Genomic DNA, 26,521 nt, shown 5'->3' on the forward strand with positions numbered 1-26,521 from the left:
CGGCCCGGGAGGTGCCCCCAGGGGGAGGAACGAATGCCCACGCCCTTTCGTTTACGCGCCCTCGGCGCCGAAGCGGTCGCGGTAGGACTCCAGGTCCTCCTCCGTGATCTTCGCGAAGAGCACGGGCGGCACGGTGAAGGCGGTCCCGGCCGGTACGGAGGACAGCGCGCGGGCCTGCTCGCCGGTGACCCAGCTCGCGTCGTCCGACGCGAGCTGGAACGCCGACCGCATGGCCTTGGCGGACGCCGGGATGAACGGCTCGGACACCACCGCGTAAAGATGGATCAGGTTCATCGCCGTGCGCAGCGTCAGCGCCGCGCCCTCCTGGTCGGTCTTGATCTCCAGCCAGGGGGCCTTCTCCTCCAGGTACGCGTTGCCCGCGCTCCACAGGGCGCGCAGCGCGGCCGCGGCCTTGCGGAACTGGAGGGTCTCCATGTGTGATTCGTACTCGGCCAGCAGCCGCGCGATCTCCTCGCCCAGCCGCGTCTCCGCTTCTCCCGCATCCTTGCCCGCGGGGACGGTGTCGCCGAAGCGCTTGCGCGAGAAGGACAGCACGCGGTTGACGAAGTTGCCGAGGGTGTCCGCGAGGTCCTTGTTGACCACGGACGAGAACAGCTCCCAGGAGAAGGAGGTGTCGTCCGACTCCGGCGCGTTCGCCATCAGGAAGTAGCGCCAGTAGTCAGCCGGCAGCAGTTCGAGCGCCGCGTCCGTGAAGATGCCGCGTTTCTGGGAGGTGGAGAACTTCCCGCCGTAGTAGTTCAGCCAGTTGAAGGCCTTGACGTAGTCGACCTTCTTCCACGGCTCGCGGGTGCCGAGCAGCATGGCCGGGAACATCACCGTGTGGAACGGGACGTTGTCCTTCGCCATGAACTCCGTGTAGCGGACGTCGTCGGCGCCGTACCACCACGACTTCCAGTCGCGGTTGCCCGGGTCGGCGTCCGCCCACTCCTTCGTCGCGCCGATGTACTCGATGGGCGCGTCGAACCAGACGTAGAAGACCTTGCCCTCGGCCGCGAGTTCCGGCCAGGTGTCCGCCGGGACCGGCACGCCCCACTCCAGGTCGCGGGTGATCGCCCGGTCGTTGAGGCCCTCCGTCAGCCACTTGTGGGCAATGGAGGAGGCCAGCGTCGGCCACTCCTTGCTGCCGTTGCCGTCCAGCCAGTCCTCGACCTCGCGCTGCAGCTTCGACTGGAGGAGGAAGAGGTGCTTGGTCTCGCGGACCTCGAGGTCACTGCTGCCGCTGACGGCGGAGCGGGCGTCGATCAGGTCGGTCGGGTCGAGGACGCGGGTGCAGTTCTCGCACTGGTCGCCGCGCGCCTTGTCGTAGCCGCAGTGCGGGCAGGTGCCCACGATGTAGCGGTCCGGGAGGAAGCGGTCGTCCGCGATCGAGAAGACCTGACGGATGGAGCGCTCCTCGATGAAACCGTTCTCCTTGAGGCTGCGGGCGATGCGCTGGGTGATCTCGACGTTCTCCGGGGACGAGCTGCGGCCGAAGTAGTCGAAGGACAGCTCGAAGCCGTCGTAGATCGCCTTCTGCAGGTCGTGCTGCTCGGCACAGTACGTGTCGACGGGGAGCCCGGCCTCCTTGGCGGCCAGCTCGGCCGGGGTGCCGTGCTCGTCGGTGGCGCAGATGTACAGCACGTCGTGGCCGCGCTGGCGGAGGTAGCGGGAGTAGACGTCGGCCGGGAGCATGGACCCCACCATGTTGCCCAGGTGCTTGATCCCGTTGATGTACGGAAGGGCGCTGGTGATGAGGTGTCGAGCCATTGCCGGCTGCTCCCAAGTCGTTACGCGGAGTGAGTTTTTGATCTACAGGCTGTCAATATCGTACTTGACAGCAAGGGGCCGCCCGCGCGGCCTTTTCTCGCGCGGGCGGCCCCTTGCGTACGGCGGCCTGCTGCAGTGGGTGCGGCTGCCGCGGGGGTTGTCGCGGGTCAGCCGATGAGGCCGGCCTCCCGGGCCCGGGCCAGCCACCCGGGGAACTCGGCCGTCAGCTGCGCGTACAGCTTGTCGTCGGAGAGGAGGAGCGGGTCGAGGCCGGCGTGGAAGAAGGCGGCGTTGTCAACCGCGCGGCGCTCGGGGACGGTGAGGGCGTCCAGCTTCCTGAGGAAGTCGAAGCCCTTCGCCTCGGGGTCGCCGAATCCGACGAACTGCCAGAAGAGGGGCAGCTTCGCCGCCTCGCAGAGGGCCTTCTCGGCGGCGGGCTTGGAGGTGGGGGCGCCGTCGGTCTGGAAGATGACGAAGGCGGGGTCGGTGGACCCGGACTTCTCGTAGTGCTCGACGACGGCTTCGATGGCGCGGTGGTAGTTCGTACGGCCCATGTGGCCGAGGTCCGCGTGCAGCGCCTCGATCCGGCCCTCGTACGCGTCGAGGGAGAGGTCGGCGGTGCCGTCGACGTCGGTGGAGAAGAAGACGACGGGGACGGTGGCGTTGGGGTTGTCGTTGCCGTCGCTGTCGCCCTTGCCGCTGCCGCCGAGGGCCGCGGAGAGTGCGAGCGCCTGCTCGGCGAGGTGCTGGACGGTGCCGTCCTTGTAGTACCGCCGCATCGACCCGGACCGGTCGAGCACGAGATACACGACGGCGCGCTCCCCGGCGATCCCCTGCGCCTCAACGGCCCCGGCGGCGGCCTCGCGGAGCTCGACGAGCCCGGGCGCAACCGCCTCGACCTCGGCCGGCGACATCGCGGCTGCGGCGGGCTGGGTCGTGGCGGCCCCGGACGCCGGGGCGGCGGCCAGCGGCTCAGCCGCGGGTTCGCCTGCGGCGGGCTGGGCGGTGGTGTTGGCGTCGGCCACTTCGGTGGTGGCCGGCGGCTCGGTCGCGCCAGCGGCATCGAGCTCGGCGTCCGCGGGTTCGCCTGCCGCGGGCTGGGCGGTGGTGGTTGCGTCGGCCAGGGCGGCCGCCAGTGGCTCGGGCGCGGGGGCGGTTTCGGGCGCGGTGGCTGCCCGTTCGGGGGCGGTGGCCGTGCGCGCCTCTGCCGCAATGGCGGGCTCTGCGTCGGCGGGTTCGCCTGCTCCGGCCGCCGCCGGCTCCGTGTCAGCCGTGGTGCGGGGCTGGCTCGAGGGCTCGGCGATCATCTCGGGGGTCGGCGCGTCGGCGTCCTCGGCAGCGGCCGCGGGCGCCTCGTCCGAGACATGCTCGGGCTGCTGCGGGATCTCGCCCGTGCTCGCCGGTGCGGGGTCCTCCGGGAGCGATTCGGCCTGGGGCGGGACTGCCGGGGTCTCCGGTCCGGCGGTGGCCGGGGCCGCCGCGGGGTCCGGCGAGTCCGCGTCCCGCTCCGTCGCCGACGCCTGGGCCGGGACCGTCGTGGGCGAGGGCTCCTCGGTCGCCTTGGCCTGAGCGGGGACGGCCGCCTCCGGTCGCCGATCGTCCGTGGCCTCGGGCTCCGGCTCGTCGGACGCCGCCTGCGCCGGGACCGCGATGGTCGGGGCCTGCGCCTCTCCGGCGTCGCTGAACTCGTCCGTCGACTTCGGCCTCGGCTCCGGCTCGGCGGCCGAGGTCCGGCCCGCGTCCCGTTCGGCCGCGGTGTCCTCCGTGTTCTTCGCCGGGTCCGGCTTCGGGGCGACCGGCTTGGCCGCCGCCGCGTCGAAGGCGGCGAGCAGCGTCGCCGCCTCGGCCCTCGCCTCGGCCTCCGGCTCCTTCGCCGGCTTCCGCCCCGCGTCGGCCGCGGCCGACTGGGACGGGACCGGCGCAGCGGCCGGCGCGGGCTCTTCCGCCGGGCCGGATGCGACCGCATCCGGTTCGGCGACGCGTGCCTCCGGCACGGTCGGTTCGTCCCGGTCCGCCCGCGACCGGCCGAATACATTCCGCAGCAGACTCCGAATGCCCATGGGAGAGGTCCTTCACATGTATCGGTGCGATGAATGTCCGAGGTGCGGGAATCATCCCCTACCGGCACGGACACGTAAGGCTACTGAGAGAGTTCCAGCCGGGCGCGCGTGGCCTCCGTAAATAGCCGGGCGAGTCGCTCGCCGTCCGCGTTGCCCGGCGCGAAGACGCCCGCCGGCTCGGCCCGTACGACCAGAACGTCGTGCGCGTCGATCACGGGCGACACGCCGCGGGACTCCACCGTGTCCCACCAGGCGTCGAGGTTCCGGCCGAACCAATCGGGCAGGCCGCACGGCTCCGCGACCGCGTCCCAGAAGGCGTCGAGGTCCGCCAGGTCGCGGCCGCGCAGATCGACCACCAAGTCATCGGCCATGGGCCCGGATGCTAGTGCCTCGCCTCCGGGGCGTCCGGGAGGCAGCGGGGGCCTGTCGTCGCCCCGCGGCGGTGGCCTGTCGCCCCCTGCGGCGGTGGCCTGCCGCCCGCTGCGGCGGGAGCCTGCCGCCCCCCCGGCCGAGGGGCTCGCCGCAGCCCGCTGCGCACTCCGGGCGCCGGCGTCCCCCAACTCCCCTGTAGAAATTGAAACTTACGCAGTCCGCCTGGGATTCATCCTTCGTTCACCTGGAGTCCGCCGCCCGGCGCATCTACGCCCATAGCGTCGCCGCGGACATATTCCGACATCATGTCGGCGCCGGCTGCGCCGGTTGAGTGCCCATCAGAGCTCATACGGAGGGGAAGACGTGCGCAGACTGCTGCCGCTGATCAGCTCGCACCCGGGCGGACGTTCCGCGATGACCTGCCGCTACCGCTGCGGCGACGCTTGCTTCCACGAGGTTCCCAACACCAGCGACAACGCCTACGTCGGCGATGTCATAGCCGGTGCCCTCTCGCGCCGCAACGTGCTGCGCGCCAGTGCCGTCGTGACGGTGGCCGCCGCGACCGGTGCCGCCGCGGTCGGCCAGGCCCCGCAGGCCGCGGCCGCCGTCCCCGGCGCCGCGCCCGCCGAGCGGGGCCCCGCCTCGTACGGCAGGCCTGCGCGCGGGCTGCGCTTCCCCCCGGTCGCGCCCAACACCACCGACGCCGTCACCGTCCCCGAGGGCTACGCCCAGAACGTCGTCATCCGCTGGGGCGAACCGATTCTGCGCGGCGCGCCCGCCTTCGACCCGGACAAGCAGTCGGCCAAGGCGCAGGCCGGACAGTTCGGCTACAACAACGACTTCCTCAGCCTGCTGCCGCTGCGGAGCGAGCCCGGCCGCCAGGTTCTCGTGGCCAACCACGAGTACACGGACGAGATCCTGATGTTCAAGGGGTACGACCCCGCGAACCCCACCCGCGAGCAGGCCGAGATCGGCTGGGCCGCGCACGGCCTGTCCGTCGTGGTCGTCCAGGAGGACGGGAAGAGCGGAAAGCTCACGGCCGTCACCCGGCACCGCCTCAACCGCCGCCTCACCGCGACCAGCGAGTTCCGGCTCACCGGCCCCGCCGCGGGCAGCGCCCTGCTGAAGACCTCCGCTGACCCGACCGGCACCAAGGTCCTCGGTACCCTCAACAACTGCGCGGGCGGCACCACCCCGTGGGGCACGACCCTGCATGGCGAGGAGAACTTCAACCAGTACTTCGCCAACGGCAGCTCCGCCACCGACAAGCGGTACGGCCTCTCCACCGGCGCCAGCGAGCGCAAGTGGGAGCGTTTCGACAAGCGCTTCGACGCCGCCCAGGAGCCGAACGAGTCGCACCGCTTCGGCTGGGTCGTCGAACTCGACCCGTACGACCCGGAGTCGACTCCCCGCAAGCGCACCGCGCTCGGCCGCTTCAAGCACGAGGCCGCGCAGCCCCGGCTGACCGCCGACGGCCGGCCCGTCGTCTACATGGGCGACGACGAGCGCTTCGACTACTTCTACAAGTTCGTCTCGTCGAAGCGGATGATCAAGGGTACGAGCCGGGCCGCGCGCGAGCACAACCTCACGCTGCTCGACGAGGGCACGCTCTACGTCGCCAAGCTGACCGGGGACAGCCCGGCGAGTGAGATCGACGGCACCGGGAAGCTGCCGGTGGACGGCGAGTTCGACGGCAGCGGCGAGTGGATCCCGCTGGCCCGCGGGGACAAGTCCTTCGTCGAGGGCATGACCGCCGAGGAGGTCTACGTCTTCACCCGGCTCGCCGCCGACAAGGTGGGCGCCACGAAGATGGACCGCCCCGAGGACGTCGAGCCCAGCCCGCGCACCGGCCGCGTCTACATCGCGCTGACCAACAACACCGACCGCGGCAAGCCGGGCAAGGCGGGTGCGGACGAGGCCAACCCGCGCAACCTCAACAAGCACGGCCAGATCCTGGAGCTGGCCGAGCACTGGGACGACCCCACCTCGGAACGCTTCGCCTGGCGTCTCTTCCTGGTCGCCGGTGACCCGAACGACCCGGGCACGTACTTCGCGGGCTTCCCGAAGGACCAGGTCAGCCCGATCTCCTGCCCGGACAACGTCACGTTCGACCCGCACGGCAACCTGTGGATCTCGACGGACGGGAACGCGCTGGGCTCGCACGACGGGCTGTTCGGCGTCGCGACGGCGGGGCAGCGGCGCGGCGAGGTGAAGCAGTTCCTCACCGTTCCGAAGGGCGCGGAGACCTGCGGGCCGATTGTCCAGGACCGGCGGGTGCTGGTGGCCGTGCAGCACCCGGGCGAGGTCGACGGCGCGAGCGTCGAGAAGCCGGCCTCGACCTGGCCGGACGGGCCGGGGAAGATCGTCCGGCCGTCGGTCGTCAGCGTCTGGCGCAAGGACGGCCGCGACATCGGCGTCTGAGCGGATGGTCGCGTGCCGCGGATGATGCGTTCCGTGGATGATTCGCGCCGCGGGACTACGGGGGCAGGGGGCACGGGGGGGGCACGGGAGGCCCGTCTCGGTAAGACGGGTCTCCCGCGCTGTCTTTCCTCTCATCCCTCGGGCATCGCCGAGGAGTGGTGGTTGATGATCAGCCAATTGCCCGCCTTCTTCTCGTAGACGAAGGTGTAGCGGGCGTCGACCGTGCGCTCGGAGCCGTTCTCGTCGGTCAGGGTGAAGCGGTAGGTGCCCGTGTCCACGGCGGTGTTTCCGTCGAGCACGCTGACGACCGAGCGCGTGATCCGGGCCTCGGGCTTCTGGGCGAGAAATTGCTCGAAATAGTCCACGATTCCGTCGCGGTCGGTGCGGATCCGGTTGGACATGGTCGGGACCAACACACCGTCCGGCGCGTAGCGGTCCGCCACGCGCTCGGGGTCGCCCGTGGCCAGGGCCGCCTGCCACAGATCGAACTGGGCCCGTATCTCCTCGCTGCCGGGGTCTTGCGGGGCCTTCGCCGCGGCGTGACGCACCTGCGAATTCGGCGCGTGCGTGGTCGCGGCCGAGTAGGCGGCGGGCGCGGCGGCCATGAGGACGGCGGACGCGAGGACCGCCGCGGCTTGCACCCTGATGTGATGACGTGGCATCAACCACTCCTGGAATGACGGAATTTCGGGTAGATCAAAGGTGGGACCCTACCCGTGCAAAACCCGTCCAGGGATCACTCCCAGCCACCCTGCCAGGAGATCCGGCTACCGGCGGGGGTGGCCGGTCGTCGCGCCCGTGACCGGCTCGGCCACCACTGCCGCTTCGGCTACTGCATTCCGGACAGACGGCGCTCGGCGGTGCGCAGCGAGCGGCCGCGGGGTGCCGGGGACCACGGGTCGGCGGACAGCCGGTCCCCCGCCGTGGTCATCGTCCAGCGGCGCGCGGTGAGTTCCGGGTCGTCCAGCTCCTCGCGGGCGAAGGGCATGGCGACCGGGGCGCCCGGCAGAGCCCGTACGGCATACGGGACCACCGCCGTCTGCGCGTACGCGTTGCGCTGGACGTCCAGGTAGACCCGGCCCTTGCGGTCGGCCTTGCGCTGCTCGGTGGTGAGCCGGTCCGGGTGGCGGTCGGCCAGCAGGCGGGCCGCGCGCATGGCGAAGTCCCGTACGTCGTCGAACGGGGACTTGCGGTCCAGCGGGACCACGACATGCACACCGCTCGAGCCGGTCGTCATCAGCTGGGCGGGCAGACCGAGTTCGTCCAGCAGCTCGCACACCCGGCGGGCGGCCCACCGTACGTCCTCGAAGTCCGTGCCTTCGGACGGATCGAGGTCGAAGACGAGGCGGTCGGGGTGGTCGGGTGCGTCGGCGCGCGCGAGCCAGCGGTGGGGGGTGACGCACGCCTGGTCGGCGAGGTAGACGAGGGTGGCCGCGTCGTCGCATACGACGTGGGTGACGGTGCCGCCTTCCTTGGGGACCTCGGCGCGGTGGATCCAGTCGGGGAAGTAGTCCGGGATGTTCTTCTGGACCAGGCCCTGCTTTCCGATGCCGTCCGGGTGCCTGACCATCATCAGGGGGCGGTGGCGGAGGTGGGGGAGCATGCGCCGGGATGCGGCGCGGTAGTGCTCGGCGAGGTCGGCCTTGGTGAATCCGTCGTCGGGGAAGAGGACCTTGTCGGGGCGGTGGAGGGGGAGGGTTCGTCGCCCGACCCGGATGGTGCGCTGCTCACTCACCCCGGTTGAGTAGCCGCCCGCCGCCTGGTCAAACGCGCTGTGGGCAGTCGTTCCGTAGGGCTGGGAGGTGCCCCCAGCCCCGCGGAAACGAATACCCACACCCGGTGGGGGAGATCGTTCGGCCGACTGACCGTCTCGCGTGGCCGGCCGCGCGCCCGCGGCCGAGCGTGGCGGCATGCAGTCAGCACGCCTCGCCCCCGTCCCGCGGAGACAGCGGCCCCGCCTGGCCTGGGCTCGCGGCGTTCCCGCCGCGAGCCCGCTGCCATGGCTCGCGGGGGTCGCCGCCGCCTTCACCGTCCTGCAGATGGTCCTGGTGGTGCCCGGGACGGCCCTCGGCTGGGACGAAACTGTCTACGTCAGCCAGGTCAGCCCCCACGCACCCGCCGCCTTCTTCAGCGCGCCGCGCGCCCGCGGCATCACCCTCCTCGTCGCCCCCGTCACCGAGCTGACCACCTCCGTGGAGGCGCTGCGGGTCTATCTGGCCGTGCTCTCCGGCTGCGCGCTCTTCCTCGCGCTGTGGGTGTGGCGGCGGCTGCTCCCCGCCCCCGTGCTCGCGCTCGCCGGTGCGCTGTTCGCCGGGCTGTGGATCACGCTCTTCTACGGCCCGCAGGCCATGCCCAACCTGTGGGTCGCTTACGGCGCGCTGTTCGCCACCGGCTGTTTCCTGCGGGCCGTCCAGGACCCTACCGATCGCCGGGCGCTCGTCGGCCTCGGCGCCGGTGTGGCCTTCGCCGCGCTCATGCGGCCCGCCGACGGGCTGTGGCTGGCGCTGCCGCTCGCCGCCGCGGCGGTGCTCGTACGGGGCTGGCGGCGGCCCGCCGTCCTGGCCGTCCTGGTGCTGGGCGCGGCCGCGGGCTGCGCGGAGTGGGTCGTCGAGGCGTACCTCCGCTACGGCGGCCTGGCCGCCCGGCTGGAGCGCGCGAGCGAGATCCAGGGCGGCATGGGGTGGCATCTGGCCTTCGACGACCACGTGCGGGCGCTGCAGGGGCGGTCGCTGTGCCGCCCGTGCGACATGCCGTGGCGGCATCCCCTCACGTCGGTCTGGTGGTTCCTGCTGCCGGTGCTCACTGCGGGCGGGCTACTGGTGGCGGCCCGCGCCCGGTGCCTGGCCGTCGCCCTCGTACCCGTGCTGGCCGCGCTGTGCCTCGCCGCGCCGTATCTGCTGACGGTCGACTACGCGGCTCCGCGCTTCCTGCTCCCGGCGTATGCGCTGCTCGCGGTGCCGGTCGCGGTCTGCGTGGTGTGCCTGGTGGCCGACGCCCGGCGGGAGCTGCGCCCGCTGGTCGCCGGGGCGGTCGCCCTGGCCCTGCTGGGCCACCTCGCGGTGCAGTACGCGGTGCTGGACAGCCTCCTCTCGCGCAGCCGGGCGTCGCGGCAAGCGGTGGAGCGTGTCGCGGCCGCGCTGCGCGAGGAGGGGGTGCGGCCGCCGTGCGTGGCGACGGGGACGGAGGCGGTGCGGATCGCGTACCAGGTTGGGTGCGCGTCGCGGCAGCCGAGCGGGCACGACGGGAGCATCACGCGGGCGGGGCTGGTGGCGGTGGGGCGAGTGAGGCCGGTGGCGGTGCTGGTGGGAGGGGGCGGGGGCGCGCCGTCGTACGCGCGCGGATGGCGCGCGGTGGACCTGCCGCCAATGGGCAGCTTGCGCCCCTTCCGCGCGTACGTCTCGCCGCCCGCCCGCCGGTGAAGGCGCCCCGGCGCTCCGCGCGCCGGCCTCCCCGCCCGCCCGAACGCGCCCGCGGACCGCCCCGGTGCCGGCCGGTCCGGTCAGCCCTCGTCGTCGGGCAGAATCCGGAAGTGCGTGTACGTCCTGCCGATCGGACGCACGATCCGCAAGACCGTGCCGGTAGCGGCAGCCCCGACTGTGGCCCGCAGTGATCGACTGGTGAGGGTCCGCTGACCGGCCTAGGGTCGGGTTTGTGAACGCCGCTGTTCACTGGCGTCGCGGGCAGACGCCGCGGTGACCGCAGGTCCGATCATGACGAGCCCGGAACCGTCCCCCGCACCCACTGCCCGCTCCCCGGAGCGGAGCTCGGGCAGCGGGATAGCCCTACTCGTCATCGCGTCCTGCCAGCTGATGGTGGTCCTCGACATCACCATCGTGAACATCGCTCTCCCGCACATCCAGACCACGCTCGACTTCTCGACAGAGAGCCTGTCGTGGGTGATCAACGCCTACACCCTGACCTTCGGCGGCCTGCTCCTGCTGGGCGGCCGGTCCGGGGACATCCTCGGCCGCAGACGGATGTTCATCACCGGCGTGCTGCTCTTCGTCCTCGCCTCGCTGCTCGGCGGCATCGCGCAGAACGAGGCCCAACTCCTCGCCGCGCGCTCCCTGCAGGGCGTAGGCGGCGCCATCGCATCGCCCACAGCACTCGCGCTGATCACCACGACGTTCACCGAAGGCCCGGAACGGAACCGGGCGTTCGGGGTCTTCGCCGCCGTCTCCGCGGGCGGCGGCGCAATCGGTCTGCTGATGGGCGGCATCCTCGTCGAGTGGCTCGACTGGCGCTGGGTCTTCTTCGTCAACGTGCCGATCGGCGTGCTCATCGCCCTCGCCGCGACCCGTCACATCCGCGAGTCCGAACGCCATCCGGGCCACTTCGACTTCCTGGGGGCGATCACCTCCACGCTGGGCATGGTGGCCCTGGTCTACGGGTTCATCCGCGCTGCCCAGGACGGCTGGCGGGACACTTTGACCCTGGCGGCCTTCGGCGCGGCTTTCGTCCTCCTGACCACGTTCCTGCTCATCGAGCGGGGGTCGCGGCAGCCCATCACGCCGCTGAAGATGTTCCGCGACCGCAACCGCGCGGGCACGTACGGGATGATGCTGAGCCTGGCCGCAGCCATCTTCGGGATGTTCTTCTTCCTGACGCTGTTCGTGCAGAACGTGCTCGACTTCAGCCCGCTGCAGGCCGGGCTCGCGTTTCTGCCGGTGAGCGCGGTCATCGCGGTCGGTGCAGGGCTCGCCTCGCAGCTGCTGCCGCGGTTCGGCCCCAAGCCGTTCATGGTGACCGGCGGGTTCCTCGCCGCGGGCGGGCTCTCGTGGCTGACGCTGACCGACATCCACAGCACGTACCTCGGCAGCATCCTCGGGCCGATCATGGTCTTCGGCCTCGGGATGGGCATGGAGTTTGTCTCGCTGACGCTGATGGCGGTCTCCGGGGTCGCGACGCACGAGTCGGGCGCGGCCTCGGGCGTGCTGAACACCACCCAGCAGGTGGGCGGCTCGCTCGGCCTGTCGATCCTGGTCACGGCCTTCGGCACGGCCAGCCGCAACGAGGCGACCGACCTCGTACCGCAGTTCCTGCGCGAGGCGACGCCGGCGCAGCGGGCCGCCTTCCAGCAGACGGGGCAGCTGCCGCAGCCCTGGGGCGACCAGGTGCTGACCGCGGGCGTCACCACGGCGTTCATCGTCGCCGCCGGGCTCAGCGCGCTCGCGGCCCTGATCGCGCTCTTCGTCATCCAGGTCCGCGCCTCCGACCGTGAGCGGCTCCGGGGCGCGATTCCCGGCATCCCGGCGCCGGTCGTGGCCGAAGCCGCCGGGGCCGCGGAAGCCGACCCGCCCGGCGGCGGTGACCCGTCCACCGACCCGCCAACCGACCCGTCTACCAGTGACCCAACCAGTGAGGATGGCGACGGGCCTCGCTCGGACTGAACGCCCGCCGCCGCGAGGCCGGGTGCGGCTTGATGTTGTGGTTGAGGCGGAAGACGTTGTCAGGGTCGTACTGGGCCTTCACCGCCTCCAACCGCCCGTAGTGGTCCGCCCCGAGACCCGCGATGACCCGCTCCGCCCCTTCGTTCCCGATGAAGTTGAGATAGACGTCACCGGTCGACCAGGGCTTGAGGTCGGCCCGGACGTCGTACGCCCACTGCCTGCCGCGCTCGTCGTCGGCCGGGTCCGCCCACAGCCCGAAGGGGTGGATCACCCAGGGCGCGCTGCGCCACGGGACGGGATAGTCCGGGTTCCCGCGGGCCGCCGCCCCGCCCAGCGGGAAGATCACCTGCTGCGAGGGCGAGGGCACGATCATGTCGTGCGCGCGGTCGCAGAAGAGGTCCATGGCCTCGTCGGGGAAGGTGTCGAGGTGCTCCGCCGACCAGTAGTTGCGGTAGCCGGGCGGGTCGTCGAGCAGGCACTGGAGCTCCGCATAGGGGAGTTCGAGGGTCAGCTCGGCGTCGTGGCCGAGGCCCAGCACGGGCCGGGCCGCCTCCCGGGCCTCCGGCTCGCCGCCCGCGTACGTGACCAGGACCATGCAGGCCAGCCGCCCGGCCATGCCCTGCGGCACCCACTCCTCGGGCGGCGCCGTGAGAAAGATCAGCCCGCCGCCGATCTCGTCCGGGGCTGAAGCGAGGAAGTCACGGTAGGCGTACCCCACTTCGGGACCCGCCTCCGCCCGCCACAGCAGCAGCATCGCCGTCACCACGGGCAGCGGGTGGAGGCGGAAGGTGAAGGACGTCGCGACGCCGAAGTTGCCGCCGCCTCCGTGCAGCGCCCAGAACAGCTCGGGGTTCTCGTCGTCGCTCGCCTGCACGGTGCTGCCGTCCGCGGTCACCAGGCGTACGGAGAGCAGGTTGTCGCAGGTGAGCCCGAACTTCCGGTCCAGCCAGCCGGTTCCGCCGCCGAGCGCGTAGCCGCCCACCCCGGTGGTCGACACCCTGCCGCCCGGCGTCGCCAGGCCGTACGGCTCCCCCGCCCGGTCGAGATGGCTCATCGTGGCCCCGCCGCCGACCTGGGCGGTGCGGGCCGCGGGGTCGACGACGACCGCATGCATCCGGCGCAGGTCGATGACGATCCCGCCGTTGGTGAGCGAGCTGCCCGCGACGCTGTGCCCGCCGCCGCGTACCGCGATCTCCAGGTCCTGGTCGCGTCCGAAGCGGATGGCCCGGGCGACGTCCTCCGGGTTCTCGCACTGGGCGATGACCGCCGGGCGCCGGTCGATCATCGCGTTGAAGATCGTGCGGGCTTCGTCGTACGAAGAGTCGCCGGGCGTGATCACGGAGCCCGCGAAGCCGTCGCGCAGACCGGCGAGTGCTGCGGTGTCCACATTTCCACGCTACGCGCGGTCCGGGGACGCGGCATGTCCTGGTGCGGGGGCGCCGACTGGCCGGTCCCTTCCGCTCGGTGGGGGCGGGTGTGATGCCTGGTCCGCGCGGTCGGCGGATGTCGGACACGGGGCGGTGAACCGCCCGAACTTCCCTGTCCCATAAGGCGGTCGCTATACGCCCGCCACCCCGCCGTGACGGCGCCGTCGCCTCCCGGCCACCACCTCCTGCAAGCCTCCACAGGATGCTGGCATTGGACGCAGTCGTGGACCCGGGACGCTGCCGGATGATCGGGCTCGCGGGCTCCGTCGCGCTCATGGCCGGCGGACTGACCGCGGGCGCGCTGCCGGTACGGGAGGCCCTCGTGCCCTCATCCGGGCGCGCCGCGCTCGGCCTGGTCTGCGCGTACTTCGGGCTTGTGCTGCTGGTCACGGCCTGGTGGTGGCTGGGCCGGGCTGTGCGCGGGCCGCGGCCGCCCTCGCCCCGGGCGCTGCTGCTGACCCTGGGGACCTGGGCGGCGCCGCTGCTCCTGGGCCCGCCGCTGTTCAGCCGCGATGTCTACAGCTACCTGGCGCAGGGCGCCATGGTGGAAGCCAGGATCGACGTGTACGCGTACGGGCCCGCGCACTTGGGCGGGCCGCTCGCCACCGAGGTGGCGCCCGTATGGCAGTACACCCCGACCCCGTACGGCCCGGTGTTCCTCGGCCTGGCCCGTGGGGCCGCCGACCTCGTCGCCCGCTTCGACCTGCCCGCCGGGATACTCGGCATGCGCCTGCTGGCGCTGCTCGGCGTCGGGCTGATGATCGCCTTCCTGCCGTCGCTGGCGCGGCGCTGCGGCGTCGAGCCGTCCGCCGCGCTGTGGCTGGGCGCGCTCAACCCGCTGGTCCTGCTCCACCTGGTCGCGGGCGCGCACAACGACGCGCTCATGCTCGGGCTGCTCGGGGCGGGGCTGGTGGCCGCGCTCGGCCGGTGGCCGCTGCGGGGCGCGGTGCTCGTGGCGCTCGCCGCGCTGGTCAAGGCGCCCGCGGCGCTGGGGCTGCTGGCGGTCGCCGTGCTGTGGTCGTCCAGGCTCGCCGGCCGGCTGACGCCCCAGCCGGGGGGCCGGTTCGCACCCCGGCTCGCGGGCGAGCTCGACCGGCTCGGGACCCGGCTCCCGCTCGGGCTCGTACACCGGCTCCCGCTCGGGCTCGTACACCGGCTCCGGACCCGGACCCGGCTCCCGCTCGGGACCCCCGACCGCACCCGGACGGCCAGTGCCGCCCGGCTGGCCATCGCCGCCGGCCTGACCGGCGCCGCCGCGCTGGCCACCACCGCCGCCGTAACGGCCGTGACCGGCACGGGCTACGGCTGGGTCGGCGCGCTGAGCACCCCCGTCTCGCCCCACAACTGGTCGCTGACCAGCGGGCTCGGGCGGCTCACCGGCTCGCTGCTGGACGCCGCCGGCAGCGGCCTCGCCGAATTCGCCGTACCCGCGTGGCGCTGGCTCGGTCTCGCCGCCACCGCGGTCGCCGTCGGCGCCCTGTGGCTGCGCGTCCTCGCGCCCTCCGCGCGGATCATTCCCGCCCGCCCGCTGCAGGACCGGGACCGGCGGATGCCGGAGCCCGCCGCCCGCCGGCGGGATCACAACAGGCGCCTCGGTCCGGTCTACGCGCTGGGGCTGAGCCTGCTCGCGGTCTTCGCGCTCGGACCGGCGTTCCGGCCCTGGTACGCGCTGTGGGGCCTGTTCCTGATAGCCGCGGCCGCGCCCGACGGGCGAATACGGAGCTGGGCCGCGGCCGGCAGCGGGATCCTCGCCCTGGCCGTACTGCCCAGCGGATTCGCCCCTGACGGGCTGCAGTTGACGCTCGCGGTGTGCGGCGGCGCGCTGGCGGTGCTCGCGCTGTGGTGGATGTTCCTGGTGCCGGGCCCGGCTGTGGCCGCCTCCCGGGCGCAGGCCGCGTCGTGAGGCGGCTGCGCCAGGTCATGGCCAACGACGGGGGCCGGCTGCTGTCCGCCGCCTGCCTGGTCACGGCAACGGCGGTGTTCCTGGCCACCGTCCCCCTGCACCGGGACTGGTTCGACGTCGGCGTCTACTACGGCACCGTCAACGACTGGGTCCACGACGGCGGCCGGATCTACGACTATCTCGTCCCCGGCACCCACTACGGCTTCACCTATCCGCCCTTCGCCGCCGTGGTGATGCTGCCGATGGCCCTGGTCGGCTGGTCCGCCGCCGTCGCGATCAGCATCGTGCTGAGCGCCGCCGCCGCGGCGCTGCTGCTGCGCTGGCTGGCCTGGCCGGTCATCCGCCGCCACGGCTGGTGCCCGTGGTTCGCCTTCACAGTCGCGGGCTGCATGTTCGCGCTGCTCGAACCGGTCCGCGACACCGTCAGCTTCGGCCAGGTCAACCTGCTGCTCGTCGCGCTCGTCCTCGCCGACGCCCGGTTGCTGGCCACCGGACGCGCCCGGTACGCGGGCATCGGCGTCGGCCTGGCCACCGCGATCAAGCTGACGCCCGCGCTCTTCATCGGCTACCTGCTGGTCACAGGACGCCGCCTGCAAGCCGTCACGGCGACGGGCACCGCGGTGGCCGCCACGCTGCTCGCCGACCGGCTCGACCCCGGCGCCTCCCGCACCTTCTGGACCGAGGCTCTCTGGAACACCGACCGCATCGGTTCGCTCAGTTACGTCTCCAACCAGTCGCTCCAGGGCGTCCTGGCCCGCCTCCAGCCGGAGGGACCCAGCCGTACGGCGTGGCTGCTGTGCGTGCTCGTGGTGCTCGCCGTCTGGGCGTACCGCGCTCGCAGGGCCGCCGCGAGCGGCGACGACGCGGCCGGGTTCGCCCTGACCGGCCTCGCCGCCTGCCTGGTCAGCCCCATCACCTGGGTCCACCACCTGGTCTGGCTGATCCCCTCGCTCGCGGTCCTCGCCGACACCGCGCTCCGCCGCGGCCACCGCGGCCTGCTCGCGGCCACCGGGACGCTGTACGTGGTCCTGTGCAGCAGCGTGGTGTGGCTCTGGCGCTGGAACTCGACCGGATTCGGCGCCTTCCTCGGCGCCAACACGTACGTGTGGATCACTCTCGGCCTGCTGCTGGCCCTTCCGCCCCGCGAACCCGACCGGGCCGCGGTAGGGCCCGCCGTGAGGGTGCCTCGGGGCAGTCGGGGGCGTATCGTCCCCATATGACCGGCGGGGAGTACGCGCCCGCCGACCGGGGCGGCAGCTCCCTGCGCACAGCGGGCGCCGGCGTCCTGGGCGACGGCGCCCTGGAGAAGCTGGCCGAGGGCCTCGGCCCGGAGCTGACGGCGCTGGGTGCGCACGCGGGCGCCCTCTACCTGCTGAATCCCGACGAGGACGTCCTGGAACTCGCGGTCGTGCTGGGCCTGCCGCGCGACTTCATCGGCCCGTGGGAGCGGGTGGGAATCGCCTCTCCGATCCCGATGGCCGACGCGGTGCGCGGCGACGACATGGTCTGGGTCCCGGGCCAGGAAGTCATGATGCGCCGCTATCCGCGCATCGCCCTCGCCGTCCCGTACGAGTTCGCGCTCGCGGCCTTCCCCGTCGTACGGCCCGGCGCCGCGCACGGCGGGAACGGCGTGCACGGGGTCTACGGCGGGATGTTCCTGCTGTGGCCGGGCCCGCAGCCCGAACGGATGCCGGAGGCGCTGCGGGAGGGGCTGGTGCGCCTCGCGTCCGGCGTGGCGCACGAGCTGGAGCGCGCCGCCGCCGCGGGGCACGTCCGCCGTCCCGTCGCCGGGAGCGACGCGGTGATCTGGAATGTGCCGGGCCCCGCCCCCGGGACGTCCTCGGCCACCGAGCTGATGGCCGCCCGCCTGCCCGAGGGCGTGTGCGCGCTCGACATCCACGGCCGCGTCACCTCGGTGACGCCCACGGCCGCCCGGCTGCTCGGGACGCCGGCCGTACGGCTGCTCGGCGCCCGGCCCTGGGAGCTGCTGCCCTGGCTGCACGCCCCGCTCTACGACCGCTACCGGGCCGCGGTGATCAGTGGGAAACCCACCTCGGACACCGGCGTGCGCCCACCGGACCAGTGGCTGACCTTCGAGCTGTATCCGGACCCCTCGGGCGTGAGCATCCGCATCACCCCGACCGAGGTGCCCGAGGCGGGCACCCCGCGCGCCGAGGCCGCCCAAGAGCGAGCCAAAGGGCGCGCCGGTGCCGAAATGGGGGCACTCCCCCTGGCTCCGCCGGGGGGACCCCCACCCGGCCTAAGGCTGGGGGAGAGTGTCGGCACCGGGTCAAAGCGCCCGGAGGCGAGCCGAGCGTATGAGGGGGAGCTGCCGCACCTCACCCGTACCGGGGCGCTGTACCACGTCCTGCACCTGGCGACGGCGATGACCGAGGCGATCAGCGTCGAGGACGTGATCGCGCTGGTCGCCGACGAGATCGCGCCCGCGTACGGTGCCCAGGCGGTGGCCCTGCTCACCATCGACGCCGGGCGGCTGCGCGTCCTCGGCCACCGCGGCTACCCGCCCGAGGTCGTCGAGCGCTACGCCGGCAACCCGCGGTACGCCTTCAGTCCCGGCGCCCGCTCCCTGGCCGCGGGCCGGCCCGCCTTCTACGAGTCGATGGCGGAGGTGGACAAGGACTTCCCGTACCGCGCGGGCGAGCACGACAGCATGGCGTCCTGGGCGTTCCTGCCGCTGATCGTCCGCGGCCGGGCAATCGGCACGTGCCTGTTCGCCTACGCCGAGCCGCACCACTTCACGACCACCGAGCGCGCGGTGCTGACCTCGCTCGGCGGCCTGATCGCCCAGGCGCTGGACCGGGCCCGCCTCTACGACAAGAAGCTGGCAGTCGCCCACGGGCTGCAGCAGGGCCTGCTGCCGCACATCCTGCCCGCCGTGCACGGTCTTGCGACCGCCGCGCGCTATCTGCCCGGCACCGAGGGGATGGACATCGGCGGCGACTTCTACGACCTCATCCCGCTCGGCCCGGACACCGCGGCAGCCGTCATCGGGGACGTACAGGGCCACAACGTCACCGCGGCCGCGCTCATGGGCCAGATCCGTACCGCCGTCCACGCCTACGCCACAGCGGACGCCGAGCCTGGCCGGATCCTGGCCGGAACCAACCGGCTGCTGGCCGACCTCGAGCCGGGCCTGTTCGCCAGCTGCGCCTGCCTCCGTCTTGACCTGCGGCGGCGGGAGGCCTGCCTGGCCAGCGCCGGGCACCCGCAGCCGCTGGTGCGCACGCCCGACGGTGCGGTACGGACCATGGACACCCCCGGCGGTCTGCTGCTGGGCATCGAATCGGAGGGCGAGTTCCCCCAGGCGGACTCGCCGCTGCCGGTCGGCACGACGATCGCCCTCTACACGGACGGGCTGATCGAGTCGCCGGGCGTGGACCTGGGCGATGCGCTGGCCGAGCTGGCCGCGGATTTCGCCTCGGCCGGGACAGTTCCGCTGGACGAGCTGGCGGACGTCCTGATCCAGCGCGCCCTCGAGGCCAGGCACCGCGACGACGACATCGCGCTGCTCCTTCTCCGCTCGATGCCGGACGCCCCCTAGCCAGTCCGCGGACTCCCCGACCTCACCCCGCCCTACCCGGCCGCGGGCGGAGGGGTTCGGCGTGGGGCTCGGCCCGGTGCGCGGCCGGGCGGCGCAGGCCCGGGCCCTGGGGGCCAGGGGGGCGCAGCCCCCCTGGTTTCGGGAAGGGGCGGGCCGGTGGACAGGACCGCCGCAGGCGCCCCCACCGGTGTCGGATCCGTGGAGATTTGCGGAGATCCATGCGGGTTTAATCTGAGGGTAGGAGTCGTCACCAGGAGGTCGTGATGGTCAGGAAAGTCGCCGACTGCCGCAGGTCCCCCAGCGTGATGAACTGCACGCTCACCATCTCCGGAGAAGAGGAAGAGGTCATCCGCGCCGCCGCCGAGCACGCCGTCTCGGTCCACCAGCACGCCGACACCCCGGAGTTGCGCCGGGAGATCAGGGCCACGCTCGAGGACGAGCGCATCCCCGCCATCCCCACCTCGGGACCGCCCCCTCCCGAAGGCGAGATCTTCGACCTCTGACCTCCGTTGATCTCCATCCGTTTTCCGCGCTCCGAACCCTGATCTTCGACGTCCAGCCCTGCACCTCCCGCCCCGTGGGGCTACCCTGGCAGCGCACCCCGATCAGGCAACAGGGACATCTGGAGGTGAGGCCGCGATGAGTAGCCAGCCTCCCAGTCCCTGCCCGCGCTGACCGGCCCAGCACCCCCGTCGGCCGGCCCGCACCCCCGCCTGGAAGGGGTCTGCCGTGTCCATGTCCGACTGGCGTTCCCGCGCGCTCCGTCCCTACAAGCGCGCCACACAATCCCGTAACGGCCGCCGCCCCGAGCCCGCGCCCGAGCACTCGCTGGAGCCCCGGCACCGGGAAGAGCCGGTGCCGCCCGCCGAGTTGAGCGTGGTCGACGCGGCCGTCTACCGCGACGGACGCCGGGTGAGCACGCCCTCGACCCTCGCCGAGGCGTACAGGCGGCTGCCCGACGAGCCGGACGCCATGGCCTGGATCGGGATGTACCGGCCCGCTGAGGAGCAGCTGCTCGCCGCGGCCGAGGTCTTCGGTCTGCACGAGCTGGCCGTGGAGGACGCCATCGTCGCCCACCAGCGGCCCAAGCTCGAGCGCTACGGCGACACCCTCTTCGTCGTGCTGCGCGCCGCCCGCTACCGGGACGAGACCGAGGACGTCGACTTCGGCGAGCTGCACGTCTTCGTCAACCCCGACTTCGTCCTCACCGTCCGCCACAGCGAGGCCCCCGACCTGTCCGCGGTGCGCCGCCGCATGGAAGAGGACCCCGAGCTGCTGCGCCGGGGCACCGAGGCGGTCCTCTACGCGATCCTGGACGCCGTCGTGGACGGCTACGCGCCCGTCGTCGCCGGGCTGCAGAACGACATCGACGAGATCGAGACCGAGGTCTTCGGGGGCGACCCGAAGGTCTCCCGCCGCATCTACGAACTGTCCCGCGAGGTCGTGGAGTTCCAGCGGGCCACCCGGCCCCTGCTCAAGATGCTCCAGGGGCTCTCGGCCGGGTTCGCCAAGTACGGCACGGACGAGGAGCTGCAGCGCTATCTGCGGGACGTGGACGACCACGCCACCACCACCGTGGAGCGGGTGGACGGCTTCCGGCAGATGCTGGCCGACATCCTCGCCGTCAACGGCACCCTGGTGACCCAGCAGCAGAACGCCGAGATGAAGCTGCTGGCCGAGGCCGGGCACGCGCAGAACGAGGAGATCAAGAAGATCTCCGCATGGGCGGCCATTCTCTTCGCGCCCACCCTGGTCGGGACGATCTACGGCATGAACTTCGTCCACATGCCCGAGCTCTCCTGGGTGCTGGGCTATCCGTTCGCACTGCTGCTCATGGCCGCGGTCTGCGTCAGCCTCTTCGTGGTCTTCAAGCGCCGCGACTGGCTCTGACGCTCCCGTACGGGTTTTCCGCGCTCCCCGCCCGCCGACGGGCCGTCCGCAGAAGCTCTTTCCTTACGCTCCTGAGGTGTGAGCGCCCTTCGCAAGAGGGTTCTGCCGGGCCGTCCGCTGGCCACGACGCGGATGGGCGAGACGCCGCTGCCCAAGCGGCTGGCCCTGCCGGGTCTTGGCGCGGAGCTGGGCGTAGGGTCCGGAGTCATGCACAGCGGCAAGACCGGCTCGCGCGGCCACCGGCCCGTCCTCACCGCCGACTTCGCCTCGTACGAGCAGTGGGTCGCGGGCCGCTCGTGGGCGTATCCGGACGGCGGGCCGACCAACCCCGGGGACGGCAAGCTCGACCACCTCGTGCCCGACCCGTCCTACTCCCGCGGCGGCGTCTTCCGCGCGACCCGCCGCCCCGAAGGCACCTGGAGCGCGGGGCTCCTCACGACCGAGGACAGTGCCGAGGGCTTCACCGTCCGCACCGGCGACGTCCTCGAGGCCCGCGTACGGCTGCCCGTCGAGCAGGGGGCGTGGCCCGCGATCTGGACGTGGCGGGACGGCGGGAACGAGATCGACGTCTTCGAGTACCACCCCGACAACCCGGACGTCCTGGAGCTGTCGAACCACGTGCGCGGCAGCGGTCATGACTACACCGACCCGGCGGTCCGGCCGGGCGCGTGGGTCGGTCTGCGCGTTGCCTTCGGTGCCGACTCCGTCGTCTGGTGGGTGAACGGAGTCCGCGCCTTCGCCGACGGCGCGGGCGTGGGCCGCGGCTGGCACGCGTATCTCATCGTCAACCTGTCCGTCAGCGCCGGCGAGCACCACCCCGCGCCGGAACCCACCGCGTCCGCCATGGCGTACGAGGTGAGCCACCTCCGCGTGTTCCGGCCGAGCACCCCTCATAACTGACTTATCGTCACAAAACGGATGGATGTGAACCCCGGGGAGCACGCATGCCGCCGTCCAGACATGAGGGCACCGACGCAGCGCCGGACCGGCCCCGCCGGGGATGGCTGAGGCGGCTCGGGGAGTGGTGCGCACGGCACCACATCGTGGTCATCGTGCTGTGGGTGGTCGCGCTCGTCGGTCTGCACGCCGCACACAGCGAGTTCGGCGGGACGTACTCCGACAACTTCTCTCTGCCCGGGACCCAGTCCAGGACGGTGTCGACGTCCTGAACGAGCACGCTCCCGACCTGGGCGGCCAGAGCTCCACGGTCGTCCTGCACGACGCGGGCCGGCCCCTCACCGACGTCGGCAGCCAGGTCGACCAGTCCGTGGCATCCCTGTCGAAGCTGCCGCACGTGATCGCCGCGCAGAATCCGCTGCCCTCGGGCCCGCTCTCCAAGGACGGCAGGACCGCGTACATCACCCTGCGGTTCGACACCAACCCCAACGCCCTGGGGGACTCCTATCTCCCCAAGGTCGACAGCGCCGTCGAGCCGCTGCGCGACGCGGGCGTCGAAGTCGAGTACGGCGGCGGGCTCGGCGAACTCGCGCGGCCCGCGCCCGCGGATCTGCTCAGCGAGGCCATCGGGTTCGCGGTGGCGGTCGTGGTGCTGCTGATCGGCTTCGGCAGCCTCATCGCCGCCGGGGTTCCGCTGCTCACGGCCCTGCTCAGCGTCATCGTCGGCGTCAGCTGCCTGAGCCTGATCGCCGCGGCCTTCACCTTCGCCGGCGTCTCCCCGACCCTGGCAACGATGATCGGGCTCGGCGTCGGCATCGACTACGCCCTGTTCCTGCTCACCCGCCACCGCCAGCAGGTCATGGACGGTGCGGATCCGGTGGCGAGCGCGGGCCACGCGGTGGCCACCAGCGGGCACGCCGTCGTGGTCTCCGGCTGCACGGTCATCGTCGCCCTGGTCGGACTCAACGCCTCCGGCGTGAGCTTCATCGGATTGCTGGGCGTCGCCGCGATGATCACAGTGATCACCGCCGTCATCGGAGCGCTCACCCTCGTACCGGCCCTGCTCGGGCTGATCGGCGGGCGGATCGACCGCTACCGGGTCCGCACCCCGGTGGCGGAGACGGGCACGGCGGCGGGTGCCGGAGGGCCGGGCGGCGGCGAGGCCGTGGGCACCTGGCACCGGTACGCCCAGCGGGTCGAGCACCGCCCCTGGTGGTTCCTGGCGGGCGGCGTCGTCGTGCTGGCCGTGCTCGCGATCCCGCTGTTCTCCATCCAGCTCGGTCACATCGACGACGGCGCAGACCCGACCAGCTTCACCGACCGGCGCGCGTACGACCTGATCTCCTCGGGCTTCGGCGTGGGCACCAACGGCCCGCTGACCGTCGTCGTCGACCGGAGCGAGGTCCCGGACGCCGACCGCGCCGCCCTGTCCGCCAACGTTCAGAAGTCCCTCACCGTCGTGTCCGGGACCGCGAGCGTCAGCCAGCTCAAGCCCGTCGGCGACGGGGACGTCCTGATCGCCACCGTCATCCCGGCCCAGCGGCCGCAGGCCGCCGCCACGACCGACCTCGTCAACCGGCTCGCCGACGACGTCCTGCCGCAGGCGGTGTCCGGCACCGCGGCCAAGGGCTATGTGACCGGGGAGACGGCGTCTCAGGTGGACTTCCGCGACATCATCGCGAACCGGCTCCCTGTGATCATCGCGGTCGTCGTCGGCCTGGCCTTCCTCATCATCCTCATGGTCTTCCGCGGCGTCCTGGTGGCCCTCAAGGCGGCGGTGCTCAACCTCCTGTCGATCGGGGCCTCGTACGGGATCGTCGTGGCGGTCTTCCAGTGGGGCTGGGGAGGGCCCGGGCTCGGCGTCTCCGGGAAGGTGCCGATCGAGAGCTACGTGCCGATGATGATGTTCGCCATCATCTTCGGTCTGAGCATGGACTACGAGGTGTTCCTGCTGTCCCGCGTCCACGAGGCGTGGGAGCGGACCCGGGACAGCAGGGGCAGCGTCGCCCGCGCGCTGGAGATCACAGCCCGGGTGATCACCTGCGCCGCGCTCATCATGGTGAGCGTCTTCGCGGCGTTCATCATCAGCAACAACATCGTGATCAAGATGCTCGGCCTCGGTCTGGCCGTCAGCGTGCTCATCGACGCTACCGTCGTCCGCCTGCTCCTCGTACCCGCCGTGATGACGCTGCTCGGCCGGAGCGCCTGGTGGATCCCACGGTGGCTGGACCGGATCATGCCCCGGGTGAGCGCGGAAGGGGAGTGACGCGTCGGCGTATACGCTCGCGCATGGAGCCGAGCCTCTCGGCCATGGCCCGTCTCGCCCCGGCGGCGATTCACTGTCGGTATGAGCGGTACGACAGGAACCCGCCCCCAACTGGCCCTGGAGACAGTGATGGAGCTGACCCGGAACGCCGCACTGCTCGCGGCCACGATCACCATGGGGCTCATGGCCGGGCTCTTCTACGCCTTCGCCATCTCCGTCATGCCGGGTCTCGGCCGGACGGACGACCGGACCTTCGTCGACGCGATGCAGAAGATGAACGCCGCGATCCTGAACGGCTGGTTCGCGATCGGCTTCGCGGGCGCGCTGGTGCTGACCGCCCTGGCCGTGGCACTGCACATCCCCGGGGACGGGCGGGCGCCGCTGCCCTGGGCCGTGGCGGCACTCGTCCTGTACGGAGCGGTGCTCGTCATCACCTTTGCCATCAACGTGCCGCTGAACAACGAGCTCGAGGCGGCCGGAGACGTCCACCGGAGCGCCGATGTCGCGGCGGTCCGCGAGCGGTTCGAAGCGACGTGGGTCCGCTGGAACATCGTCCGTGCGGTGCTGAACACCGGCGCCCTCGGCTGCCTCGCCTGGGCCCTGGTGCTGCGCGGGCGAGCGTAAGCGCGCCGCCCGCGCACGGCCGGTCCTCGCCCGCATCACGGTCTGCGCGCCGCCGGTGCGAACAGGCCCTCCGGGTCGTACGCGGCGCGGATCCGCTCGAGACGCTCCTCGTGCGAGCCGAAGACCGCGTCCCGCAGCTCCTGCGCATCCTCCCCGAGCCCGGCGAAGTTGACGTACGTCCCGCCGGTCGAGAACGGCTTCAGCGCGTCCCACGCCGAGCGCGACCAGCCGATCGCCGCCTCGTCCAGCGCCGGGTCCTGCCAGCCCGAGTCGAAGCTCACGTTGTAGCGCGCGGACCGGTGCGCGAATGCGCTGTCGTCGGGGCCGACGCGGGCCACCGCGCCGCCCAGCGTCCGGACGACGGTCAGGCTCTCGGGCGTCGGCCGCCGGGAGTCCCAGTCGACGATGGTCCTGATGGCCTCGTCGGTCAGCTCGTCCAGGAAGAGCGACTTCATGAAGTAGCGGTCCCCGTCGGGGAACAGCCCGTCGTTCGCGCTCTGCAGCGCGACGTACGGAACGGTTGCGCTCATGTCGATGAGCGGCGGGCCGAGTTCGCGCTGCGGCGCCAGCGCGGTGGTGGCTTCTGCGCACGGCGGGCCCGCGTACACGGCGGCCGTGAACACGACACTCGACCCGTGCAGCTCCTGCGGGATCGCGGGGTCGGGAGGGACGCTCCAGAGCAGGATCTCCGGCGTGACCGTCTCCGGCGTGGCGTCCGTGGCGTCGCGCCAGGCCCGCAGGACGGCCTCGGCCCGTTCGTACGGGTGGAGCATCAGCGCCGTGGCGACCTCGGGGCCGAGCGGGTGGAGGCCGAACTCGAAGGACGTGACCACCCCGATGCCCCGGCCTCCGCCGCGCGCCGCCCAGAGCAGGTCGGGCTCCTGGTCACGGTCGGCCGTGCGCACCGTGCCGTCCGCGGTGACGATCTCGAGCGAGCGGAGCGTGTCGCAGCTGAGCCCGAAGGCCCGCATCACCAGCCCGAGACCGCCGCCGAGCGTCAGCCCGGCGATCCCGGTGACCGAGATCTCCCCGCCCGGCGTGGCCAGCCCGAACAGCTGGGTCTCGCGGTCCAGTTCGCCCCAGGTCACGCCTGCCTGCGCCCGCGCGGTTCGGGCGGCGGGGTCGACGTGCACGCCCTTCATCCGCGAGAGGTCGATCACCAGCCCGTCGTCGCAGACCGCGCTGCCCGCCACCTGGTGCCCGCCACCACGGATGCTGACGACGGGGCGGTGCTTGCGCGCGACCTGGACCGCATCGACGACGTCCGTCGTGCCGGAGCAGCGGGCGACGAGCGCGGGGCGGCGGTCGATCAGGCCGTTCCATACGGCGCGGGCCTCGTCGTAGCCGGGATGCCCGCGGTCGATCACCTCACCCCGGAGCGAGGAGCGGAGCTGATCGGCGATCTCCGCGATCCCCGGCTCCGCAGCGGCTGTCGATGCGGCCCTCTGCTCGTTCGACATGGGCGGTCACCTCTCCCGGTGGGTGCGCGCTGCTCGCCGCCGCTGTCCTTGCTTCCCCCTTCCTTCCACGCTAGGCGGGAGCTGTCGGGCCCGCATGCGGGCCCGACAGCTCCTCAGGGAGCACCACAAACGCCGGTCTCAGGACGGCTGGACGGGCTCGGCGGGCTCGGCGTGCTCGGCCGGACCGACGGCCTCGACCGGCTGCCGGAGCTCGGTCCACCCCGTGGTCCTGGCCGCCCTCACACTCGAGGCAGAGCTCGTGCGCGTAACCGGCCGAGACGGTGACCGCCTCGCCGCCGTCCGGGGAGTCCGCGTAGTACGCGATGTTCGGTCCGGTCGGTGTCCCGCCGGCCGCGGCGAGTGCTGAACGGGTCGACGCGGGCCGGGTGGAGCAGCCCGATCGCGTCGTAGTGGCGCGGGATGGACGTAAGAGATCCGTAACGGGCTCGCCGCGGGCGGGCGGGTGCCATGACGCGTTGAAT

The 26,521-nt window shown here is 72.5% G+C and carries 17 protein-coding genes and 1 pseudogene; 11 read left to right on the plus strand and 7 right to left on the minus strand.

The window, feature by feature from the left end:
- Positions 1 to 51 precede the first annotated feature (51 nt).
- From metG to ACTWP8_RS13865, 3 genes are all read right to left on the minus strand, one after another.
- Entirely contained in the window at positions 52 to 1,767 is a 1,716-nt protein-coding gene (gene metG, locus ACTWP8_RS13855) for a methionine--tRNA ligase (RefSeq protein WP_443322442.1), read from the minus strand.
- A 167-nt stretch (positions 1,768 to 1,934) separates the two neighbouring features.
- On the minus strand, positions 1,935 to 3,827 hold the full coding sequence (locus tag ACTWP8_RS13860; protein ID WP_443322443.1) for a VWA domain-containing protein: 1,893 nt from the start codon (positions 3,825 to 3,827) through the stop codon (positions 1,935 to 1,937).
- Between the two features lie 80 nt (positions 3,828 to 3,907).
- A complete protein-coding gene (locus ACTWP8_RS13865) occupies positions 3,908 to 4,198 on the minus strand; it encodes a barstar family protein (RefSeq protein ID WP_443322444.1) in 291 nt (96 codons plus the stop codon).
- Between the two features lie 364 nt (positions 4,199 to 4,562).
- Between ACTWP8_RS13865 and ACTWP8_RS13870 the strand changes: the two genes are divergently transcribed.
- Positions 4,563 to 6,620, plus strand: coding sequence for a PhoX family protein (locus tag ACTWP8_RS13870; protein WP_443322445.1), 2,058 nt, complete (start codon positions 4,563 to 4,565; stop codon positions 6,618 to 6,620).
- 131 nt (positions 6,621 to 6,751) lie between these two features.
- Here ACTWP8_RS13870 and ACTWP8_RS13875 read toward each other — a convergent pair whose 3' ends face one another.
- Both ACTWP8_RS13875 and ligD read right to left on the minus strand, forming a co-directional pair.
- On the minus strand, positions 6,752 to 7,282 hold the full coding sequence (locus tag ACTWP8_RS13875; protein WP_443322446.1) for an SgcJ/EcaC family oxidoreductase: 531 nt from the start codon (positions 7,280 to 7,282) through the stop codon (positions 6,752 to 6,754).
- Between the two features lie 167 nt (positions 7,283 to 7,449).
- Positions 7,450 to 8,355, minus strand: coding sequence for a non-homologous end-joining DNA ligase (gene ligD, locus ACTWP8_RS13880; RefSeq protein ID WP_443322447.1), 906 nt, complete (start codon positions 8,353 to 8,355; stop codon positions 7,450 to 7,452).
- A gap of 175 nt (positions 8,356 to 8,530) precedes the next feature.
- Between ligD and ACTWP8_RS13885 the strand changes: the two genes are divergently transcribed.
- Entirely contained in the window at positions 8,531 to 10,039 is a 1,509-nt protein-coding gene (locus ACTWP8_RS13885) for a hypothetical protein (RefSeq protein WP_443322448.1), read from the plus strand.
- A gap of 291 nt (positions 10,040 to 10,330) precedes the next feature.
- Positions 10,331 to 12,010 (plus strand): MFS transporter, encoded by a 1,680-nt coding sequence (locus tag ACTWP8_RS13890; RefSeq protein ID WP_443322449.1) that lies wholly within the window; start codon positions 10,331 to 10,333, stop codon positions 12,008 to 12,010.
- On the opposite strand, the gene ACTWP8_RS13895 is transcribed toward ACTWP8_RS13890, so the two are convergent.
- On the minus strand, positions 11,961 to 13,397 hold the full coding sequence (locus tag ACTWP8_RS13895) for an FAD-binding oxidoreductase (protein WP_443322450.1): 1,437 nt from the start codon (positions 13,395 to 13,397) through the stop codon (positions 11,961 to 11,963). The two genes, ACTWP8_RS13890 and ACTWP8_RS13895, sit on opposite strands and share 50 nt — an antisense overlap.
- A 242-nt stretch (positions 13,398 to 13,639) precedes the next feature.
- On the opposite strand from ACTWP8_RS13895, the gene mptB reads away from it, so the two are divergent.
- The 8 genes and pseudogenes from mptB to ACTWP8_RS13935 all read left to right on the plus strand — a co-directional run bounded on the left by mptB (position 13,640) and on the right by ACTWP8_RS13935 (position 24,579).
- Positions 13,640 to 15,340: a polyprenol phosphomannose-dependent alpha 1,6 mannosyltransferase MptB gene (gene mptB, locus ACTWP8_RS13900; RefSeq protein WP_443322451.1), complete on the plus strand. Its 1,701-nt coding sequence runs from the start codon at positions 13,640 to 13,642 to the stop codon at positions 15,338 to 15,340.
- Between the two features lie 17 nt (positions 15,341 to 15,357).
- Positions 15,358 to 16,560, plus strand: a complete 1,203-nt coding sequence (locus tag ACTWP8_RS13905) for a glycosyltransferase family 87 protein (protein ID WP_443322452.1) — start codon at positions 15,358 to 15,360, stop codon at positions 16,558 to 16,560.
- Positions 16,557 to 18,902, plus strand: coding sequence for a SpoIIE family protein phosphatase (locus tag ACTWP8_RS13910; RefSeq protein WP_443322453.1), 2,346 nt, complete (start codon positions 16,557 to 16,559; stop codon positions 18,900 to 18,902). Before ACTWP8_RS13905 ends, ACTWP8_RS13910 begins: the two co-directional genes overlap by 4 nt.
- Before the next feature lie 263 nt (positions 18,903 to 19,165).
- The gene (locus tag ACTWP8_RS13915; RefSeq protein WP_443318550.1) at positions 19,166 to 19,405 is read left to right on the plus strand and encodes a DUF1059 domain-containing protein; all 240 of its coding nucleotides are present in this window, start codon (positions 19,166 to 19,168) and stop codon (positions 19,403 to 19,405) included.
- 232 nt (positions 19,406 to 19,637) lie between these two features.
- Complete coding sequence (locus tag ACTWP8_RS13920) at positions 19,638 to 20,792, plus strand: magnesium and cobalt transport protein CorA (protein WP_443322577.1); 1,155 nt, start codon at positions 19,638 to 19,640, stop codon at positions 20,790 to 20,792.
- Positions 20,793 to 20,999: 207 nt separating this feature from the next.
- A complete protein-coding gene (locus ACTWP8_RS13925) occupies positions 21,000 to 21,692 on the plus strand; it encodes a glycoside hydrolase family 16 protein (protein WP_443322578.1) in 693 nt (230 codons plus the stop codon).
- Between the two features lie 44 nt (positions 21,693 to 21,736).
- A pseudogene (locus tag ACTWP8_RS13930) lies at positions 21,737 to 23,955 on the plus strand (MMPL family transporter).
- Positions 23,956 to 24,036: 81 nt separating this feature from the next.
- On the plus strand, positions 24,037 to 24,579 hold the full coding sequence (locus ACTWP8_RS13935; RefSeq protein WP_443322454.1) for an anthrone oxygenase family protein: 543 nt from the start codon (positions 24,037 to 24,039) through the stop codon (positions 24,577 to 24,579).
- A gap of 35 nt (positions 24,580 to 24,614) precedes the next feature.
- Here ACTWP8_RS13935 and ACTWP8_RS13940 read toward each other — a convergent pair whose 3' ends face one another.
- Entirely contained in the window at positions 24,615 to 26,039 is a 1,425-nt protein-coding gene (locus tag ACTWP8_RS13940) for an FAD-binding oxidoreductase (protein WP_443322455.1), read from the minus strand.
- Positions 26,040 to 26,521: the final 482 nt, after the last annotated feature.

The sequence above is a fragment of the Streptomyces sp. 7N604 genome (assembly GCF_052245475.1).
Lineage (GTDB): Bacteria > Actinomycetota > Actinomycetes > Streptomycetales > Streptomycetaceae > Streptomyces.

Bases quoted from the DNA above. Each gene is read 5' to 3' on its own strand.
- metG (WP_443322442.1), bottom strand. From the start codon at position 1,767: ATGGCTCGACACCTCATCACCAGCGCCCTTCCGTACATCAACGGGATC.
- ACTWP8_RS13860 (WP_443322443.1), bottom strand. From the start codon at position 3,827: ATGGGCATTCGGAGTCTGCTGCGGAATGTATTCGGCCGGTCGCGGGCG.
- ACTWP8_RS13865 (WP_443322444.1), bottom strand. From the start codon at position 4,198: ATGGCCGATGACTTGGTGGTCGATCTGCGCGGCCGCGACCTGGCGGAC.
- ACTWP8_RS13875 (WP_443322446.1), bottom strand. From the start codon at position 7,282: ATGCCACGTCATCACATCAGGGTGCAAGCCGCGGCGGTCCTCGCGTCC.
- ACTWP8_RS13885 (WP_443322448.1), top strand. From the start codon at position 8,531: ATGCAGTCAGCACGCCTCGCCCCCGTCCCGCGGAGACAGCGGCCCCGC.
- ACTWP8_RS13890 (WP_443322449.1), top strand. From the start codon at position 10,331: ATGACGAGCCCGGAACCGTCCCCCGCACCCACTGCCCGCTCCCCGGAG.
- mptB (WP_443322451.1), top strand. From the start codon at position 13,640: ATGCTGGCATTGGACGCAGTCGTGGACCCGGGACGCTGCCGGATGATC.
- ACTWP8_RS13905 (WP_443322452.1), top strand. From the start codon at position 15,358: ATGGCCAACGACGGGGGCCGGCTGCTGTCCGCCGCCTGCCTGGTCACG.
- ACTWP8_RS13910 (WP_443322453.1), top strand. From the start codon at position 16,557: ATGACCGGCGGGGAGTACGCGCCCGCCGACCGGGGCGGCAGCTCCCTG.
- ACTWP8_RS13915 (WP_443318550.1), top strand. From the start codon at position 19,166: ATGGTCAGGAAAGTCGCCGACTGCCGCAGGTCCCCCAGCGTGATGAAC.
- ACTWP8_RS13920 (WP_443322577.1), top strand. From the start codon at position 19,638: ATGTCCGACTGGCGTTCCCGCGCGCTCCGTCCCTACAAGCGCGCCACA.
- ACTWP8_RS13925 (WP_443322578.1), top strand. From the start codon at position 21,000: ATGCACAGCGGCAAGACCGGCTCGCGCGGCCACCGGCCCGTCCTCACC.
- ACTWP8_RS13935 (WP_443322454.1), top strand. From the start codon at position 24,037: ATGAGCGGTACGACAGGAACCCGCCCCCAACTGGCCCTGGAGACAGTG.
- ACTWP8_RS13940 (WP_443322455.1), bottom strand. From the start codon at position 26,039: ATGTCGAACGAGCAGAGGGCCGCATCGACAGCCGCTGCGGAGCCGGGG.